Source organism: Pseudonocardia nematodicida, from assembly GCF_040105385.1.
GTDB classification, from domain to species: Bacteria; Actinomycetota; Actinomycetes; order Mycobacteriales; family Pseudonocardiaceae; genus Pseudonocardia; species Pseudonocardia nematodicida.
In genome coordinates this window covers 487207-505023 of sequence record NZ_JBEDNQ010000001.1, presented here as the reverse complement: position 1 = coordinate 505023, position 17817 = coordinate 487207, and the positions used below count along the sequence as shown (strand labels likewise).

The window sequence follows — 17817 nt, the reverse complement described above, 5'->3', positions numbered from 1 at the left end:
TCGACGATGGATCCATGACCGACCCGCGTCCCGTCCGCGTCGGGCTGCAGCTGCAGCCCCAGCACGCCGACTACGCCGAGATCCGCCGCACCGTCGCCGCCGTCGAGGAGGCCGGCGCCGACGTCGTCTTCAACTGGGACCACTTCTTCCCGCTCTACGGCGAGCCCGACGGGAAGCACTTCGAGTGCTGGACGATGCTCGGCGCCTGGGCCGAGGCGACCTCGCGCATCGAGATCGGCGCCCTGGTGACCTGCAACAGCTACCGCAACCCCGAGCTGCTGGCCGACATGGCCCGCACCGTCGACCACATCTCCGACGGGCGGCTGATCCTCGGCATCGGCGCGGGCTGGTTCCAGCGCGACTACGACTCCTACGGCTACGACTTCGGCACCGCAGGCAGCCGGCTCGACGCCCTGTCCGAGGCGCTGCCCCGGATCCGGTCCCGCTGGCAGGAGCTGAACCCCGCACCGACCCGCGACATCCCGCTGCTGGTCGGCGGGGGAGGAGAGCGGAAGACGCTGCGCTACACCGCCGAGCACGCCACGATCTGGCACGGCTTCGGGGACCCGGAGACGGCCGCGCACAAGTGCGCGGTGCTCGACGGCCACTGCCGCGACATCGGCCGCGACCCCGCGGAGATCGAGCGCTCGGTCGCCGTCGAGAAGTCCCCGGACGAGGTCGGCGAGGCCCTGTACGACACCGGGATCCGGCTGTTCACCACCGGGCAGGACGGGCAGGGTGGCTACGACCTCGGCCGGCTGAAGGACTGGATCGCCTGGCGGGACGAGCGCAACGCCTGACCGTCGCCCTCCGCCTCAGATCGCCCGCAGGAACGGGTCCCGGATGAGGTCCGGGATCCGTTCCGCCGGCACCGCGGGGGCGTAGTACCAGCCCTGCGCGTTCGCGCACCCGTAGTCGCGCAGCCGTTCGGCCTGCTCCGCCGTCTCGACCGCCTCGGCGGTGACCTCCAGGTCCAGCGCGGAGGCCAGCGAGACCAGGGTGCGCAGGATGACGTCGTCGCGTTCGGCGGTCCCGGCGACGAAGTGCCCGGCCAGCTTGAGGACGTGCACCGGGAGGTGCCGCAGGTAGGCCAGGTTCGAGTAGCCGGTGCCGAAGTCGTCGATCGCGATCCGCACGCCCATCCGGTCGAGCTCGCGCAGGGTCGCCGACGGCCGTCCGGGCGAGCCCATCAGGTCGCTCTCGGTCAGCTCGATCTGCAGCCGCTCGGCCGGCCAGTCGTGGCGTTCCAGGGCCGCGGTGACGTCGGCGACCAGGTCGGACTCGCTGATCTGGCGGGCGGCCACGTTCACGCTGATCAGCAGCGGGTCGTCCGGGTGCGAGTCGGCCCAGATCCGGCCCTGCCGCAACGCCTCGTCCAGCACCCGGCGGCCGAGCGGCACCACCAGCCCGGTCTCCTCGGCGAGCGGGATGAAGCGGTCCGGCCCGAGCAGCTCCCCGTCCGGCCGCTGCCAGCGGACCAGTGCCTCGACCCCGATGGTGCGCTCGTCCGCGAGCCGCACCAGCGGCTGGTAGACGACCACGAAGTCGTCGCGGCGCAGGGCCTCGGGCATCTGGGAGGAGAGCTCGAAGCGGCGGACGTCGGACCGGTGGCGCTCGCTGTCGTAGAGCGCGTAGCGGCCGCGCCCGGCACGTTTCGCGGAGTAGAGCGTGGTGTCGGCGGCCCGCATCAGCTCGTCCGGGTCGAGGTCGCCGTCGTGCCGCACGACGCCGACGCTGGCCGAGATCACGATGTCCCGTCCGCCGACCCGCACGGGCCGGCGGACGGTGCCCAGCGCGCGGGTGGCGACGACCTCGAGCGCGGTCCGGTCCGGGGTCCGCTCGACCAGGACGACGAACTCGTCGCCGCCGGTCCGGGCGACCAGGTGCCCGTCCGGTTCCAGGGCGTCGCGCAGCCGGTTCGCCAGCGCCTGCAGCAACCGGTCGCCGGCCTGGTGGCCGAGGGTGTCGTTGACGACCTTGAAACCGTCCAGGTCGAGGTAGCAGACACCCGGCCGGCCGGGCTCGGACTCCGAGTCGGCGATCGCGGTGCCGAGCCGGTCGAAGAACAGCGACCGGTTCGGCAGCCCGGTCAGCGGGTCGTGCGAGGCCTGGTGCTCGAGCCGCTGCTGGAGCTGGACCTGCTCGGTGACGTCGCTGAGCACCGCGACCAGCATCGTGGGCGGGCCGTCGGCCTCCCGCATGGCCGTCACGACCGCGTCGATCCAGACCTCGGCGTCGTCGGCGCGGCGCACCGCCCGCACGATGCGCAGCCGGTCCAGGGACCCGTCGAACAGCCGGGTCCGCTGCCCCCAGAGCTCGGGGGCGTCCGCGCGGGGGACGAAGTCGTCCACGCTCATCCCGGTCAGCTCGTGCCGGCCGTACCCGAGCATGGCGGCGGTCGCCTCGTTCGCCTCGACGCAGCGGCCGAGCCGGTCGAACACGACGATCCCGACGGCGGAGGACTCGAACAGGGCGGTGAAGCGGGCCTCGGAGGTCCAGCGGGCCTCCTCGGCGACCCGGCGGGCGTCCAGCGCGGCGCGGGTGACCTCCTCGTGGTCGGCCAGCACCTGCAGGCGCATCGCCTCGGCGAACCCGCGGGAGAACCCGGCCAGCAGGGCGGAGACCCGGCGCAACCGCGCCGGGGTGTCGGCGGCGGCCTCCAGGTGGTCGCCGATCGCCTGCAGGCTGACCTCCAGCAGGGCCGGGTCGTTCACCCGGGCCCGGACGAGGTCGCGGGCCGCGTCGGCGGCGACGGCCGGGTCGAACCCGCCGGTGAGCGAGGCCCCGCGGAGCCGTTCGACGAGCCGGTCGAGCAGCGGACGGAGCTCGGTCGGCGAGAGGACGGAACGCCGGGTGAGCCCGGTCGTCCACTGGTCGGTGAGCCTGTCCGGCCCCGGCAGCAGGTCGGCGTCGAGAGCCTCACCGTGTGCGGCCCGCACCGGAGCGGCGTCGGCCTGCCGCATCCACCGACCCCCGTTCATCCCGGTGGAGGGACTTCCCTCTCGATCGGTAGCTACCGTAACCGATCCTGTGCCCACAGTGGGCCCGACCGGGTTACATCACGGTCCCGAAAGGACGGCGCCGGCCGGGTCGGATACGCCGTCGGTCACCGCCGTCACCCAGAGGACGGCCTCCCCGGCCTCGTCCGAGGCGGCGAGGTCGATCTCGGCGGTGATCGCCCAGTCCCGGTCCCCGGCCGGGTCGTCGAGGACCTGCCGGACCAGCCAGCGGTCGGCCTCCTCGGTGAGGTCGAACAGCGCGGGGCCACGGGCCTCCGGACCGAACCCGATCCGGTCGTGGACCTCGAAGTACGGGTCGAAGGCCTCCCGCCAGCGCTGCGCGGTCCAGCCGGCATCGGCATCGAGCTCGCCGAGCTGGTCGTAGCGGCCGAGCGCGGCCAGCTCCACCCGGCGGAACAGGGCGTTGCGGACCATCACCCGGAACGCGCGCGGGTTCCCGGTGACGCCGGCGGGGGAGACCGCGACCTCGGCGCCGGGCGGGGTGACCTCGCCGCTCTCGTCCACTCCTGCGGCGAGCTTCTCCCACTCGTCGAGCAGCGACGAGTCGGTCTGCCGGACGAGCTCGCCCAGCCACTCGATGAGGTCGGTGAGCTCCTCGGTGCGGGCGTGCTCGGGCACCGTCTGCCGCAGCGCCCGGTAGGCGTCCGCCAGGTAGCGCAGCACCAGGCCCTCCGAACGGGCGAGCTGGTAGTGCGAGACGTACTCGGTGAAGGTCATCGCCCGCTCGCTCATGTCCCGGACGACGGACTTGGGGGAGAGCACCGCGTCGGCGATCCAGGGCGCGCCGCGCCGGTAGGTCTCCAGCGCGGCGTGCAGCAGCTCGTCGAGCGGCTTGGGGTGGGTGACCTCCTCGAGGCGCGCCATCCGCTCCTCGTACTCCAGCCCCTCGGCCTTCATCGCGGCCACGGCCTCGCCGCGCGCCTTGTTCTGCTGCGCGGCCAGCACCTGCCGCGGGTCGTCGAGGGTGGACTCGATGACCGAGAGCACGTCGAGCGCGTAGGCCGGTGACTCGGCGTCGAGCAGCCCGATCGCGGCGAGTGCGAACGGCGACAGCGGCTGGTTGAGCGCGAAGTCCAGCTGCAGCTCGTCGACGATGCGAACCCGCGGGCGGGCGGCCCCCTCCACGACGTACTCCTCGACCACGCCCGCGGTCCGCAGCGCCCGGTAGATCGCGATCGCCCGCCGCATGTGGGCCAGCTGGCGCTTGCGGGGCTCGTGGTTGTCGGTGAGCAGGTGGAGCATCGCCGCGTAGGTGTCGCCGCCGCGGGAGATCACGTTCAGCAGCAGCGCGTGGGTGACCTCGAACTGGCTGGTCAGTGGCTCGGGACGGGCCTGCTGCAGCTTCTCGAACGAGGTCTGCGACCAGCCGACGAAGCCCTCCGGCGGCTGCTTGCGCTGCACCTTGCGGCGCTTCTTCGGGTCGTCACCGGCCTTGGCCAGTGCCTTGGCGTTCTCGATGTCGTGCTCGGGGGCCTGCGCGACGACGGTGCCGACGGTGTCGTACCCGGCCCGCCCGGCCCGTCCGGCGATCTGGTGGAACTCGCGCGCCTTGAGCGGGCGGACCCGGCGGCCGTCGTACTTGGACAGTGCGGTGAACAGCACCGTCCGGATCGGGACGTTGATCCCGACGCCGAGCGTGTCCGTCCCACAGATGATCTTGAGGAGGCCGGCCTGGGCGAGGGTCTCCACCAGTCGCCGGTAGCGGGGGAGCATCCCGGCGTGGTGCACGCCGATGCCGTGCCGGACCAGCCGGGACAGCGTGCGCCCGAACCCGGAGGTGAACCGGAAGCTCCCGATCGTCTCGGCGATCGCCGCCTTGTCCTCCTTGGAGGTGACGTTGACGCTCATCAGCGCCTGCGCCCGCTCGACGGCGGCCTGCTGGGTGAAGTGCACGATGTAGACCGGCGCCTCCTTCGTGCCCAGCAGCTCGGTGATCGTCTCGTGCAGCGGCTCGACGACGTAGCGGAAGTGCAGCGGTACCGGGCGCTCCACCGAGGTGATCTCGGCGGTCTCCCGGCCGGTGCGCCGGGTGAGGTCGTCGCGGAAGAACGCCGTGTCGCCGAGCGTGGCGCTCATCAGCAGGAACTGCGCCTGCGGCAGCTCGACCAGCGGCACCTGCCAGGCCCAGCCGCGGGACGGTTCGGCGTAGAAGTGGAACTCGTCCATCACCACCGACCCGACGTCGGCCCCGGACCCGGTGCGCAGCGCCAGGTTCGCCAGGATCTCCGCGGTGCAGCAGATGATCGGCGCCTTCTCGTTCACCGCGGCGTCGCCGGTCAGCATGCCGACCTTGTCCGCGCCGAACACCTCGACCAGTGCGAAGAACTTCTCGCTGACCAGCGCCTTGATCGGCGCGGTGTAGAAGGTCCGCTCGCCCCGGGCCAGCGACGCCGCGTGCGCGCCGATCGCGACGAGCGACTTCCCGGACCCGGTCGGCGTCGACAGGATGACGTTCGCGCCGGTCACCAGTTCCAGCAGCGCCTCCTCCTGCGCGGGGTACAGCGACAGGCCACGCTCGTCGAACGCCCAGTCGGCGAAGGTCTCCACCAGGTCGGCGGGATCGAAGTCGGGCGTACGGGGGAGCCGGTCGGTGAGCGTCATGATGGCCCCATTGTCGCAAGTCCGCTCCCGACTACGGTGGAGCCCGTGGTGCGGGCCGGTGCGTCGGGCGGGAGCCCCTCGGCCATGCCCGATCTCGTCCCGCCGATGCTGCCCGCGACCGGGGAGCTCGCCGACGCCACCGACGCCTCCCGGTGGGCCGTCGAGTTCGGCTGGGAGGGCCACCGCTGTGTGGCCTACGTGCGCCCCGACCGGGTGCGGCTGCTCTCCTCGACCGCGCGCAGCGTGACCGGGTCGTTCCCGGAGCTCGGTGCGCTCGCGGCGCAGGGTCCGCCCGGCGGCATGGTGCTCGACGGCACCGTCGTCGCCCTCGACGAGGCCGGCCGCCCGTCGCGCGGGCCGCTGCTGCGCCGCACCGCGACCGTCGCACCGGAGGCCGCGCTGCGCGCCGAGGTACCGGTCGGCTACGTGGTCACCGACCTGCTGTGGGCCGACGGCCGACGGGTGCTGGAACTGCCCTACCGCCGGCGCCGGGCCGCGCTGGAGGAGCTGGGGCTGGGCGGGCCGTCGATCCTGGTGCCGCCGTCGTTCGGGCTGGACGAGGCGGACCTGGTGGCCCGCACCGCCGAGCACTACGGCCTGGACGGGCTGCACCTCAAGCGGCTCGACGTCGCCTACCAGCCCGGCCGGCGCACCCGGAACTGGCTGCGGGTGCCGCTGCGCCGGCGACGGCAGGTGCTCGTCGCGGGGTGGGTGCCCGCGGGCCGGGCGGGCTGGGACCGCCGGGAGCGGATCGCGGCGGTGCTGCTCGCGCTGCCCGGGCCGGACGGCCCCCGGTACGTCGGGCGGGTCGGGATGGGCGCCGCCGACGCCGACGCCGGCACGATCGCGGGGGCGCGCGGCGGAGCGGGCACGAGGGCGCCGGCCGACGTCCCGGCCGAGATCGCCGGGGAGGCGCGGTGGGTCGTGCCGGGCCTGGTCGCCGCCGTCGAGCACCGGGGGTGGACGGCGGCGGGCCGGCTGGCCCTGCCGGCCTACCGCGGCCTCGTGCCCCCCGAGGACCAGGACCCCGAACTGACCCCCGGCCCCGGCGCCCGTTCCGGTGCCGACTCATGGAGCACTGGTTCGGGAATACCGGACCAGAGCTCCGTGAGTCGGGCGACTGCCGGGGGGTCGGTGGCGCGTGACCCCCGGCTCGGTGCCGGTGGCGGCACGGGGGCCGGTGGCGACTCCGCTCGGAGTGATGCTCCGTCCTCCGAGGGGGCCGCCGGTCAGGGGGCCACCGGTGACGGGGCTGCCGGCGTCGGTTCCGGGGACGGCGTCGCGGCCTGGCACGGCCCGCTCTCCCGCCGGCTGGAACAGCACTTCGTCTACAACACCCTCAACACCATCGCCTCCCTGGTCCGCACCGACCCGCCGCGCGCCCGGGAGCTGCTGCTCGGCTTCGCCGACCTGTCCCGCGCGGCCGACCGCGCCGATGCGCCCGAGAGCCGGCTCGACGAGGAGCTCGCCGCGGTCCGCGCCTACCTGCAGATCGAGCGGACCCGGTTCGGTGCCCGGCTCGACACCGAGGTCGACGACCCGGCCGCCGCCGGCATCGACCCCGCCGCGCCCGTCCTGCCGCTGTCCCTGCTCGCCGCGGTCCGGCGCGCGGTCCAGGAACGGATCGAGCCGGAGCCCCGCGGCGGCGCCGTCGCCGTCCGGTTCGGGATCGAGGACGGCCGGCCGTCGTGCCGGGTCGAGGTACGGGTCGCCGGCGACTCCCCGGACACCGCTGATGGCCCGTTCGTCCTGTTCCGCGTGCCGCTGGTCGCGCCCGTCCCCGAGTGATCCACAACGGAGTGCCCCGGGGCGACGGAACTGCACCGATCCGGATAGCGTGCGCGCCATGCTGGGGCTCCCCGACGGCGCACGCGCCTGTCTGTTCGACCTCGACGGCGTGCTCACCGACACCGCGAGCGTGCACGCCGCGGCCTGGAAGCAGATGTTCGACGAGTACCTGGAGCACCGGGACGGGCCGGGTTTCCGGCCGTTCGACGTGGCGGGCGACTACGGGCCCTACGTCGACGGCAAACCGCGGCTCGACGGCACCCGCAGCTTCCTCGCCTCGCGCGGGATCGACCTGCCCGAGGGCAGCCCGGACGACGACGCCGACACCGAGACCCTCTGGGGTCTGTCGACCCGCAAGAACGACCTCGTGCAGGTCAACATCCGGACCAAGGGCGTCGACGTCTACCCGGGCTCGCGCCGCTACCTGGAGGCGGTCCGCGACGCCGGGCTGGCCACCGCCGTCGTCTCCTCGAGCGCGAACGCCGAGCAGATCCTGCGGGTCACCGGGCTCGAGACGTTCATCGACCACCGGGTCGACGGCGTCACCGCCCGCGAGCGGGGCCTGCCCGGCAAGCCCGCGCCCGACACCTTCCTCGCCGCCGCGGCCGACCTGGACGTGGCGAAGTCCGCCGCCGTGGTGTTCGAGGACGCGCTGGCCGGTGTGCAGGCCGGCCGCGCCGGCGGGTTCGGCGCCGTGATCGGCGTCGACCGCCTCGACCAGTCCGACGCGCTCCGCTCCCACGGCGCGGACGTCGTCGTCACCGATCTCGCAGACCTGCTGGAGCGTTCGTGAAGCCCGACCACCTGCCCACCTTCACCGTCGAGCCGTGGGTGATCCGTGAACCCCGCCTCGACCTGGACGCCATGGGCCAGACGGAGTCGGTGTTCGCGCTGTCCAACGGGCACATCGGCCTGCGCGGCAACCTCGACGAGGGCGAGCCGCACGTGCTGCCCGGCACCTACCTCAACTCGTTCTACGAGGTCCGCCCGCTGCCCTACGCCGAGGGCGGCTACGGCTACCCCGAGTCCGGGCAGACGATCATCAACACGACCAACGGCAAGCTGATCCGGCTGCTGGTCGACGACGAGCCGTTCGACCTGCGCTACGGCACCCTGCACCGGCACGAGCGGGTGCTCGACATGCGCGCCGGGACGCTGAACCGCGAGGTCGAGTGGGAGTCCCCGGCCGGGCGCCGGGTCCGGGTGCGCTCGGTCCGGATGGTCTCGCTGACCCAGCGCGCCGTCGCCGCGATCAGCTACGAGGTCGAGCTCGTGAGCACCGGCAACGGCGACGACGACAACGGCGAGGGCGCGCTGCTCGTCCTGCAGTCCGAGCTGGTCGCCAACGAGCAGCTGCCCGGCCGCGACGCCGACGACCCGCGCCTGGACACCGCGCTGGACAACGTGCTCGAGCCCGAGCAGTCCCGGGCCGGCGACTCCGGCGCCACCCTGGTCCACTCGACCCGCAAGTCCGGGCTGCGCTGCGGCGCCGCGATGGAGCACGAGGTCACCGGCCCGGAGGGCATCCAGGTCAGCACCGACGCCAACGAGGACCTGGCCCGCACCACCATCATCGCCCGGGTCAAGCCCGGCGAGACGCTGCGCGTGGTCAAGTACCTGTCCTACGGCTGGTCCTCGCGGCGCAGCCTGCCCGCGGTCTACGACCAGGTCCGGGCCGCGATCGCGGCCGCCCGCTACACCGGGTGGGAGGGGCTGGTCCGCGAGCAGCGCGACTACCTGGACGACTTCTGGGCCACCGCCGACGTCGAGATCGACGGCGACGCCGAGCTGCAGCAGGCCGTCCGGCTGGCGACCTTCCACATCCTGCAGGCCGGTGCCCGCGCCGAGCGCCGCTGCATCCCGGCCAAGGGCCTGACCGCCGACGGTTACGACGGCCACACCTTCTGGGACACCGAGACCTTCTGCCTGCAGGTGCTCTCGTTCGTCGCGCCGGACGCCGCCGCCGACGCGCTGGCCTGGCGCAAGTCGATCCTGCCGCTGGCCTTCGAGCGGGCCGAGACCCTCGGCCTCAAGGGCGCCGCGTTCCCGTGGCGGACCATCCGCGGCCACGAGTGCTCGGGCTACTGGCCGGCCGGCACCGCGGCGTTCCACATCAACGCCGACATCGCCGACGCCGTGAAGCGGCACGTCAACGCGACCGGCGACACCAAGTTCGAGCTCGAGGTCGGCCTCGACATCCTGGTCGCGACGGCGCGGCTGTGGCGCTCGCTGGGCCACCACGACTCGGCGGGCAACTTCCGGATCGACGGCGTCACCGGGCCCGACGAGTACTCCTCGATCGCGGACAACAACGTCTACACCAACCTGATGGCCCAGCAGAACCTGCGCTACGCCGCGGAGGTGGCGGCCAAGCACCCGCGCTCGGCGGCCCGGCTCGGCGTCGACTCCGAGGAGATCGCCTCCTGGCGGGACGCGGCCACCGCGATGCTCATCCCCTACGACGAGCGGCTGCAGGTCCACCCGCAGTCCGAGGGCTTCACCGACCACCAGCGGTGGAACTTCGAGGACACCCCGGCCGAGCGTTACCCGCTGCTGCTGAACTACCCGTACTTCGACCTCTACCGCAAGCAGGTCGTCAAGCAGGCCGACCTCGTGCTGGCCATGCAGATCTTCCCGGACTCCTTCACCGAGGAGCAGAAGCGCCGCAACTTCGCCTACTACGAGGCGATCACGGTGCGGGACTCCTCGCTGTCGGCGTGCACCCAGTCGGTGCTGGCCGCCCGCACCGGGCACCTCGAGCTCGCCCACCAGTACCTCGCCGAGGCGGCGCTGGTCGACCTGCAGGACCTGGCGGGCAACACCGACCACGGCATGCACATCGCCTCGATGGCCGGCACCTGGTCCGCGGTCACGCTCGGTTTCGGCGGGATGCGCTGCGAGTCCGACGGGCTGTCGTTCGACCCGGTGCTGCCGCCGTCGCTGTCCCGGATCTCGTTCGGGCTGAAGTGGCAGGGCCGCCGGATCCGCGTGACGATCACGCCCGAGGAGGTCGAGTACCAGCTGCTCGACGGTGCCCCGATGCGGCTGCGGCACCACGGCGAGCCGATCGCGCTGGACGGCGAGGAGCCGGTCACCGTGCCGACCCCGACGCCGAAGTGGGTCGAGCCGGTCGAGCAGCCCTACGGCCGGGCGCCGCGCCAGCGCGCCTGACCAGGTACCGGACGCCCTCCGCGATACCGGTGAGCAACAGCGCCAGACCCGATCCGGCCGGCGCGGCCAGGATCGGGTCCCCGGCGAACACGGCCCCCGCGAGGACGGTGATCGCCGCGCAGTACAGCGCCCAGGTCACCGAGGCCACGAGCTCGGCCGCGGTGAACCGGCGCGGTGGGTAGCCGATCGTGCCCGCCGTGATCGTCGTCGCGGTGCGCATCCCCGGGAGGTAGCGGCAGACCACCAGCAGCAGGACCCCGCGCGCGGCGAAGCCCCGTGTGGCGCGCTCCACGAGCCGGGGCCCGGCCGATCCGGCGGGCAGCCGGGCCAGGATCCGGCTGCCGCCGGTCCTGCCGATCAGGTAGGAGACGTGGTCGCCGACCAGGGCGCCCGCCGCGGCGGCCACGACGACCGTGGCCATGTCCGGTCGCGCCAGGTCGGTCAGCGTCCCGATCAACGGTGGGCCGCCGTCCGGCGGGTGATCCGGGCGATCACGGTGTGGACGGCGAGCAGCGCCAGGCCCAGCGCCAGACCGGCGACGACGGCGAGCCAGGGCTGCGCCACGACGCGGTCGGCGAGCTGCCCGCCCAGGAGCGCCCCGAGCCCGGTCAGCACCGCCGCGCGGGCCGCGGTGAGCGGGGCGTTCCAGGCGAGGAACCGGCGGTAGGGCACCCCGGCCATCCCGGTCGCCAGGAACGCCGGTACCGCGCCGACGTCCACCAGCTTCGCGCCGATCACGACCCGGGGGAGCTGGGACCGGACCGCGGTACGCAGCTCCTGCCACCGGGCCGCGGTGAGGCCGAGCCGGCCCAGCAGGCGCTCGGTCCGCCGCCCGGTCCCGTAGCGCCCCAGCAGGAACAACAGGCTGTCCGCGATCAGGTCCGCCGCCGTCGCCGCCAGCCAGACCGGCCACCAGCCCAGCGCACCGGCCCCGACCAGCGAGCCGGCCACCAGGGTGGCGACCGGTCCCTCCACCAGCATGACCGGGAACAGCACGGCCGGGGTCAGCACCGGGGGCTCGCGACGAGCTCGTGGTAGACCGCGTCGTACGCGGCGACCGTGTCGGCGGTGTCGTGCCGCTCGGCCAGGGCCCGGGAGCGCTTGCCCATCAGCGCGGCCCGTTCCGGATCGGCGAGGACGGCGACCAGCCGCTCGGCCAGCAGGGCCGGGTCCGCAGGCGGGAACAGGTGGCCGTTGTGGTCCTCGCGGACCAGGTGGTGCAGGGCCGAGCTGTCCGCGCCCAGGACCGGCAGCCCGGACGCCATCGCCTCCAGCATCACGAGACTCTGCAGCTCGGCGGTGCCCGGGTTGACGAAGACGTCCGCCGCCGCGTACGCGGCGGGCAGGTCCGCGTCGTCGACGTACCCGGTGAGCAGCACCGCGCCCGCCACACCGTGGCTGCGGGCCAGGGCCGCCAGCCGGCGTCGCCGGTCACCGTCCCCGACCAGCATCAGCTGTGCACCGGGGATCCGGCGACGCACGGCGGGCAGCGCGTGCACCAGCACGTCGAGGTTCTTCTCCGCGTCGAGCCGGCCGACGTAGGTGATCGTCGGCCGGTGCGCCACCCCGTACCTCGCCCGGAAGGCGGCCGTGTCCGTCCCGGCGCGGAAGCGGGACAGGTCCGTACCGCAGGAGATCGGGCGCACCGGGGCGCGGACCCCGGCCGCCTCGACAAGCTCGGCGGCCCAGGGGGTCGGCGCGGTCACCAGGTCGGCACCGGACAGCGTCCGGGCGGCCGTGGCCCAGGCCCGGCGGTGCAGCCGGTCCCGGAGCACGCCGCGCACCGGCAGGTGGTGGGACACGTTCTCCGGCATGACGTGATGGGTCGCGACGACCGGGATGCCGTGCCCGCGCGCCGCGGTGAGCAGCGCCCGGCCGAGCAGGACGTGGCTCTGCACGTGCACGAGATCGGGGCGGACCGTGTCCAGGATCCGGCCGGCGATCCGGTCGAGCCCCACCGGCGGGCAGACCCGGAAACCACGGCGCAGCAGCACCGGCAGCGACCGGACCCGGTGCTCGACGATCCCGCCACGGCGGGCCGTCCGGCTGGCCGGTGACGGAGCCGGCGCGGCGACGTGCACCTCGTGCGCGGCCGTCAGTCCGGTCGCCAGCCGCCTGCCGAAGGAGGCGGCGCCGTTGACGTCCGGGGGATAGGTGTCGGCTCCGATCAGGATGCGCATGCGACGACGGTGCGGGCCCGGTCGCACCCCGGGCATCGGTCCCCGGAGTCGATCTCCGTACCTCTCCGGTACCGGTCGGGATACCTCCGCGGAACGACGTGACCCCGGGAAACCCCTGGGTATGGTCGGATCGTGCCGGCCATCCGAGCGCGACATGCGTCGCCGACCCTGCTGTGGTGGTTCGGCACGGGCACCCTGGCCGCCCTCCTGCTGGTGGTCTCCTTCCCCGTCACCGCGGCCGTGTACGAGGTGCCGGTCCTGCTGGCCTTCGTGGCCGCCTCGGCACAGGCCGCCGCGTTCCCGCTGGCCCTGGCCCGCCCGGTCGAGGCCACCGCGCTGCAGTTCGGGGCGGTGGCCGTGTTCGCACTGACCATCCCGGTCGCGCAGGGCCCGACGTGGCCGCTGCCGATCCCGGGGCTGATCGCGCTGGTGTTGTTCATGGGGCTGCTCGCGGTCCGGTACCCGTGGCGCCACGCGGTGGCCGCCTGGTGGGCGAGCGTGCTGCTGCTGATCGTCCTGGTGCTGCTGGACCCGGGTGGCCGGACCATCGAGGACGCCGCCGCCGAGCTGATCGTCTACACCAACGCCTCGGTGCTCCTGGCGATCGCGACGCTGGTGCTGCGGCACCGGTCCGGCATCCGCCGGCAGCTGGCCGACGCGCGGCGCGACGTCGCGGTCGAGCAGAGCCGGCGGGCGATGGTGGAGGAGCGCAACCGGATCGCCCGGGAGCTGCACGACGTGGTGGCGCACAGCATGTCGGTGATCCACATGCAGGCCGGTTCGGCGCCGTATCGGATCACGGACATGGATCCGGGGTCGCGGGCCGAGTTCGCCCGGATCAGCGCGGGCGCCCGGACCGCCATCCGCGAGATGCGCCAGCTGCTGAGCGTGCTCCGGGACGAGCACGCCGACCCGTCGCTGGCCCCGGTCCCGGGCCTGGACCGGCTCGCGGAGCTGGTCGACTCGACCCGGCAGGCCGGGGTGACGGTCGAGCTCACGGCGCCCCCGGAGCCGGAGCTGCCGGACACCGTGAGCACGGCGGCGTACCGGATCGTCCAGGAGTCGCTGAGCAACGTCATCCGGCACGCGCACGGGGCACCCACCCGGGTGCGGCTGGACGTGACGCCCGAGGAGGTCGTGATCGACGTGGAGAACGCGGCGCCGGACGGGCCGGCGCCGCCCGCCGCACCCGCGGGGCACGGCCTGCACGGGATGCGCGAGCGGGTGCGCCTGCTGGACGGGACGCTGGACACCGGACCGACCGGCGACGGGGGCTTCCGGGTGCTCGCCCGGCTACCGGGAGACGGCTCGTGATCCGGATCCTGGTGGTGGACGACCAGCCGATGATCCGGGTCGGCATCCGCGCCATCCTGGAGTCCGAACAGGACATGACGGTCGTCGGCGAGGCCGGGAACGGCCGGGACGGGGTGGCGCTCTACCGGCGGACGGTGCCGGACCTGGTCCTGATGGACGTCCGGATGCCGGTCCTGGACGGTCTGGCCGCCGCCGAGGCGGTGCTCGGCCCGGACCGGGTCGAGGGGCACCGGCCGCGGGTGCTGATGCTGACCACGTTCGACCTGGACGACTACATCTACGCGGCGCTGCGGGCCGACGCGAGCGGGTTCCTGCTGAAGGACAGCGCCCCGGACGAGCTGCTGCGCGCGGTCCGGGTGGTCGCGGGTGGCGAGGCGTTGCTCTCGCCGAGCGTCACCACCCGGCTGATCGAGAACTTCGTGGCCGCCCGACCGGTGCAGGGCGCCGCGGCCACCGTGCTCAACGGGCTGACCGACCGGGAGCGCGAGGTGCTCCGGCTGATCGCCCTGGGCATGTCGAACGCCGAGATCGCGGCGACGCTGTTCATCGCGGAGCAGACCACGAAGACCCACGTCAGCCGGGTCCTGCAGAAGCTCGGGCTGCGCGACCGGGTCCAGGCGGTCGTGCTCGGGTACGAGACGGGGCTGGTCAGGCCGGGCGGACGGTAGGCGCGGTCACCGGTCCGGCGTCACAGGTCCAGCATGGCGGTCAGGGCCCGCTCCACCTGCTCCATGGACTCGCCGGGCGCCTCGCCGAGACGCTCGGTCAGCCGCGGGCGCAGCACGGGCTCGATCGTCAGCGCGGACGCCCAGCCGTGCGGATCGACCCGGACCGCCAGCAGGCCACCGGGATCGCTGTCGAGCACCTTCAGCCCGACGACGGTCGGCAGGCCCTCGTCGTCGTTGATCCCGCTCGCGGAGACGATCAGCCGTGCGAGCGACTGCCCGGGACGTTCCAACGCGGGCCGGTAGGCCCAGACCTCGCCGCGACGGATCACACGGAACCGTCGGCGGCCGCGCGCTCGGCCTCGGCGTCGTCCAGGAACGCCGGGCGGTCGGCGAACCAGCGGGCGTGCGAGGCCACGGACTCGCGCAGGGCGTCCTGCTGCACCAGCGACTCGATGTAGGCCGACGCGCCGCCGCGCTCGGCGCCGCAGCGACGGACCCGCTCGGCCGTCCGGGCGTCGACACTGAACGTCATACGCTCCTTCATACGCCGGATCGTACCGGGCGTACCGGGTCTCCCGGCGCACGCGAGAAAGATCGCGCACCACTGGTAGTTTGGTACGTCGCGCCGCTCGACAGCAGGGGGCTCTCCCGCCGCCGGGCCGACGCCGCCGTGAACGTCCCCTCGGTGGAGGATCCCCGCGCCGTGCCCGAAATCGATCCCGCTGCGGACCCCGAGCTCGCCCGTGAGCGCTCCTACGTCGGCATGCTCTACGAGCTGCTCGAGGACCGCCGCCGCGACACCGCGAGGCGGCTGGCCGACACCCTGCGCGAGGAGACCGTCGGCACCCCGCAGGCGCTGACCCAGCGCGACGCCGCCGCGGAGATGCTCACCGGCCGGCTCGCCGCGCTGCGCGCCGCCGAGCACGGGCTGGCGTTCGGCCGGCTCGACGCCGACTCCGGCGAGATCCGCTACGTCGGCCGGATCGGGCTGCTCGACGAGCAGAACGAGTACGAGCCGCTGCTCATGGACTGGCGGGCCCCGGCGGCGCGGCCGTTCTACACCGCGACCGCGGCGAACCCGGAGGAGATGCGCCGGCGCCGGCACCTGCGGACCCGGCTGCGCGAGGTCGTCGCGATCGACGACGAACCGCTGAACCTGGCCGAGATGACCGACGAGGAGGCCGCCCGCTCGGGCTCCGGGCTGACCAGCGAAGCGGCGCTGCTGGCCGCGGTGTCCGAGGCACGCACCGGCCGGATGGGCGACATCGTCGCCACCATCCAGGGCGAGCAGGACCGGATCATCCGCTCGAAGCCGTCCGGGGTGCTGGTCGTGCAGGGCGGGCCCGGCACCGGCAAGACGGCGGTCGCGCTGCACCGCGCGGCCTATCTCCTCTACACCCACCGGGACCGGTTGGCCCGGCGCGGCGTCCTCGTCGTCGGTCCGAACCCGACGTTCCTGCGCTACATCGGACAGGTGCTGCCGTCGCTGGGGGAGACCTCGGTGGTGCTCGGCACGGTCGCGCAGCTCTACCCGGGACTGGACGCTACCCGCCCGGAGCCTCCGGCGACCGCCGAGCTGAAGGGCCGCGCGGAGATGGCGCCGGTGATCGCCGCCGCGGTGCGGGACCGTCAGCAGCTGCCGCGCCGGCCGATCGAGCTGGAGGTCGAGCAGCAGCTCGTGGTGCTGGACCGGGACACCGTCGCCCAGGCCCGCACCCGCGCCCGCCGCTCCCGCAAGCCGCACAACGAGGGACGGCGGATCTTCCGCAAGGAGCTGCTGCGGCTGCTCGCCGAGCAGGTCGCCCGCCGGGTCGGGCAGGGCCTCCTGGACCGCCGCGACGTCGACGACATCCGCGACGAGCTGTCCTCCGCCCCGGTGATCCAGCAGCAGCTGGAGGAGTTCTGGCCGACGCTGTCGCCCGAGCAGCTGCTCACCGACCTGTTCGCCGACCGCAGGCGGCTCAACTCGGTGGCCCGGCGGATCCCGGCCGGCGAGCGCGCCCTGCTCGAGCGGGACGCGCCGGCCGCGGACACGCCCTACGACCGTCGCTGGACCGCCGCCGACGTCGCGCTGCTCGACGAGGCGGCCGAGCTCCTCGGCGACGACGGCGCGGCGCAGGCCGCGGCGGAGGCCGCGGCGCTGCGCGAGGAGGTCGAGTACGCCCAGGGCGTGCTCGACGTGCTCGACCTGGAGGAGGACCTCGACCCGGAGCTGCTGCGCGCCACCGACATCATCGACGCCGACCGGCTGGCCGAGCGGATGCAGGTGTCGCGCTACGACTCCACCGCCGAGCGCGCCGCCGCGGACCGCGAGTGGACCTACGGCCACGTGATCATCGACGAGGCGCAGGAGCTGTCGGCGATGGCGTGGCGGATGGTCATGCGCCGGGCCCCTGCGCGGTCGATGACCCTGGTCGGGGACATCGCGCAGACCGGTGATCGGGGCGGGGCCGGGTCGTGGGACCAGGTGCTGTCCCCGTTCGTCGCGCGGCGCTGGCGGCTGGAGCAGCTGACGGTGAACTACCGGACGCCGTCGGAGATCGCCGACGTCGCCGACGACGTGCTGGCCGAGATCGACGCGTCGCTGGAGCCGCCGTCGTCGGTCCGCTCGACGGGCGCCCCGCCGTGGGCGGCCGTCCTGCCGGCCGGGCCGGAGCGAGACGGTGCGCTGGTCGAGCGGGTCACCGCCGAACGGGACGCGGTCGGCGACGGCCGCACCGCGGTGCTCGCACCCGAGGCCCGGGTGGAGGAGCTGCGGGCGGTGCTGGCCGGCGCGGGGCTGGTCACCACCGATGCCGACGCCGAGGACCTCGACGAGCGGGTGGTGGTGCTGCCGGTGGCCGCGGCGAAGGGTCTGGAGTTCGACGCCGTCGTGGTCGTGGAGCCGCAGGAGCTGCTCGACGAGTCGCCGCGCGGCCTCAACGACCTCTACGTGGCGCTGACCCGGGCCACCCAGCGCCTCGGGGTGCTGCACACCGGGGACCTCCCGCCGGTGCTCAAACGGATCGGGCGCACACCGCACGCGCTCGGGTAGTGGGGCCGGCGACCATCCCGATCGGGTGAACTCCGGCGATA

Annotated in this window: 14 protein-coding genes; 7 read left to right on the top strand and 7 right to left on the bottom strand. The window is 74.0% G+C overall.

Annotated features, from left to right (window positions below; translation table 11 throughout):
- Nucleotides 1–14: 14 nt before the first annotated feature.
- A complete protein-coding gene (locus WIS52_RS02330; RefSeq protein WP_349296380.1) occupies nt 15–800 on the top strand; it encodes an LLM class F420-dependent oxidoreductase in 786 nt (261 codons plus the stop codon).
- A 15-nt stretch (nt 801–815) separates the two neighbouring features.
- Here WIS52_RS02330 and WIS52_RS02325 read toward each other — a convergent pair whose 3' ends face one another.
- Complete coding sequence (locus WIS52_RS02325) at nt 816–2963, bottom strand: putative bifunctional diguanylate cyclase/phosphodiesterase (RefSeq protein ID WP_349296379.1); 2148 nt, start codon at nt 2961–2963, stop codon at nt 816–818.
- Nucleotides 2964–3059: 96 nt separating this feature from the next.
- The gene (locus WIS52_RS02320; RefSeq protein WP_349296378.1) at nt 3060–5621 is read right to left on the bottom strand and encodes a DEAD/DEAH box helicase; all 2562 of its coding nucleotides are present in this window, start codon (nt 5619–5621) and stop codon (nt 3060–3062) included.
- Between the two features lie 84 nt (nt 5622–5705).
- On the opposite strand from WIS52_RS02320, the gene WIS52_RS02315 reads away from it, so the two are divergent.
- From WIS52_RS02315 to WIS52_RS02305, 3 genes are read left to right on the top strand one after another with little or no spacing between them, the layout of a single operon-like run.
- Nucleotides 5706–7409: an ATP-dependent DNA ligase gene (locus tag WIS52_RS02315; RefSeq protein WP_349296377.1), complete on the top strand. Its 1704-nt coding sequence runs from the start codon at nt 5706–5708 to the stop codon at nt 7407–7409.
- Between the two features lie 58 nt (nt 7410–7467).
- Nucleotides 7468–8202 carry a beta-phosphoglucomutase family hydrolase gene (locus WIS52_RS02310; protein ID WP_349296376.1) on the top strand — a complete coding sequence of 245 codons (735 nt, stop codon included), beginning with the start codon at nt 7468–7470 and terminating at the stop codon, nt 8200–8202.
- Entirely contained in the window at nt 8199–10580 is a 2382-nt protein-coding gene (locus tag WIS52_RS02305; RefSeq protein WP_349296375.1) for a glycoside hydrolase family 65 protein, read from the top strand. Before WIS52_RS02310 ends, WIS52_RS02305 begins: the two co-directional genes overlap by 4 nt.
- Here WIS52_RS02305 and WIS52_RS02300 read toward each other — a convergent pair.
- The 3 genes from WIS52_RS02300 to WIS52_RS02290 are packed head-to-tail and all read right to left on the bottom strand — an operon-like array spanning nt 10501 to nt 12760.
- Nucleotides 10501–11037, bottom strand: coding sequence for a DedA family protein (locus tag WIS52_RS02300; RefSeq protein WP_349296374.1), 537 nt, complete (start codon nt 11035–11037; stop codon nt 10501–10503). The two genes, WIS52_RS02305 and WIS52_RS02300, sit on opposite strands and share 80 nt — an antisense overlap.
- Nucleotides 11034–11591 (bottom strand): DedA family protein, encoded by a 558-nt coding sequence (locus WIS52_RS02295; RefSeq protein WP_349296373.1) that lies wholly within the window; start codon nt 11589–11591, stop codon nt 11034–11036. Before WIS52_RS02295 ends, WIS52_RS02300 begins: the two co-directional genes overlap by 4 nt.
- Nucleotides 11585–12760: a glycosyltransferase gene (locus tag WIS52_RS02290; protein WP_349296372.1), complete on the bottom strand. Its 1176-nt coding sequence runs from the start codon at nt 12758–12760 to the stop codon at nt 11585–11587. The genes WIS52_RS02295 and WIS52_RS02290 overlap by 7 nt, the downstream gene beginning before the upstream one ends.
- A 132-nt stretch (nt 12761–12892) precedes the next feature.
- Here WIS52_RS02290 and WIS52_RS02285 point away from each other — a divergent pair, with 132 nt between their 5' ends.
- Together WIS52_RS02285 and WIS52_RS02280 are read left to right on the top strand one after the other, a co-directional pair.
- Nucleotides 12893–14074 carry a sensor histidine kinase gene (locus WIS52_RS02285; RefSeq protein WP_349296371.1) on the top strand — a complete coding sequence of 394 codons (1182 nt, stop codon included), beginning with the start codon at nt 12893–12895 and terminating at the stop codon, nt 14072–14074.
- A complete protein-coding gene (locus tag WIS52_RS02280; protein WP_349296370.1) occupies nt 14071–14742 on the top strand; it encodes a response regulator transcription factor in 672 nt (223 codons plus the stop codon). Before WIS52_RS02285 ends, WIS52_RS02280 begins: the two co-directional genes overlap by 4 nt.
- A 20-nt stretch (nt 14743–14762) precedes the next feature.
- Here WIS52_RS02280 and WIS52_RS02275 read toward each other — a convergent pair whose 3' ends face one another.
- Complete coding sequence (locus WIS52_RS02275) at nt 14763–15071, bottom strand: hypothetical protein (protein ID WP_349296369.1); 309 nt, start codon at nt 15069–15071, stop codon at nt 14763–14765.
- Entirely contained in the window at nt 15068–15286 is a 219-nt protein-coding gene (locus WIS52_RS02270) for a hypothetical protein (protein WP_349296368.1), read from the bottom strand. The genes WIS52_RS02275 and WIS52_RS02270 overlap by 4 nt, the downstream gene beginning before the upstream one ends.
- A 219-nt stretch (nt 15287–15505) precedes the next feature.
- Here WIS52_RS02270 and WIS52_RS02265 point away from each other — a divergent pair, with 219 nt between their 5' ends.
- Nucleotides 15506–17776: a HelD family protein gene (locus tag WIS52_RS02265; RefSeq protein WP_349296779.1), complete on the top strand. Its 2271-nt coding sequence runs from the start codon at nt 15506–15508 to the stop codon at nt 17774–17776.
- The last annotated feature ends 41 nt before the right edge of the window (nt 17777–17817 follow it).

Bases quoted from the DNA above. Each gene is read 5' to 3' on its own strand.
- WIS52_RS02265 (WP_349296779.1), top strand. From the start codon at position 15,506: ATGCTCTACGAGCTGCTCGAGGACCGCCGCCGCGACACCGCGAGGCGG.
- WIS52_RS02315 (WP_349296377.1), top strand. From the start codon at position 5,706: ATGCCCGATCTCGTCCCGCCGATGCTGCCCGCGACCGGGGAGCTCGCC.
- WIS52_RS02270 (WP_349296368.1), bottom strand. From the start codon at position 15,286: ATGAAGGAGCGTATGACGTTCAGTGTCGACGCCCGGACGGCCGAGCGG.
- WIS52_RS02310 (WP_349296376.1), top strand. From the start codon at position 7,468: ATGCTGGGGCTCCCCGACGGCGCACGCGCCTGTCTGTTCGACCTCGAC.
- WIS52_RS02330 (WP_349296380.1), top strand. From the start codon at position 15: ATGACCGACCCGCGTCCCGTCCGCGTCGGGCTGCAGCTGCAGCCCCAG.
- WIS52_RS02290 (WP_349296372.1), bottom strand. From the start codon at position 12,760: ATGCGCATCCTGATCGGAGCCGACACCTATCCCCCGGACGTCAACGGC.
- WIS52_RS02325 (WP_349296379.1), bottom strand. From the start codon at position 2,963: ATGCGGCAGGCCGACGCCGCTCCGGTGCGGGCCGCACACGGTGAGGCT.
- WIS52_RS02320 (WP_349296378.1), bottom strand. From the start codon at position 5,621: ATGACGCTCACCGACCGGCTCCCCCGTACGCCCGACTTCGATCCCGCC.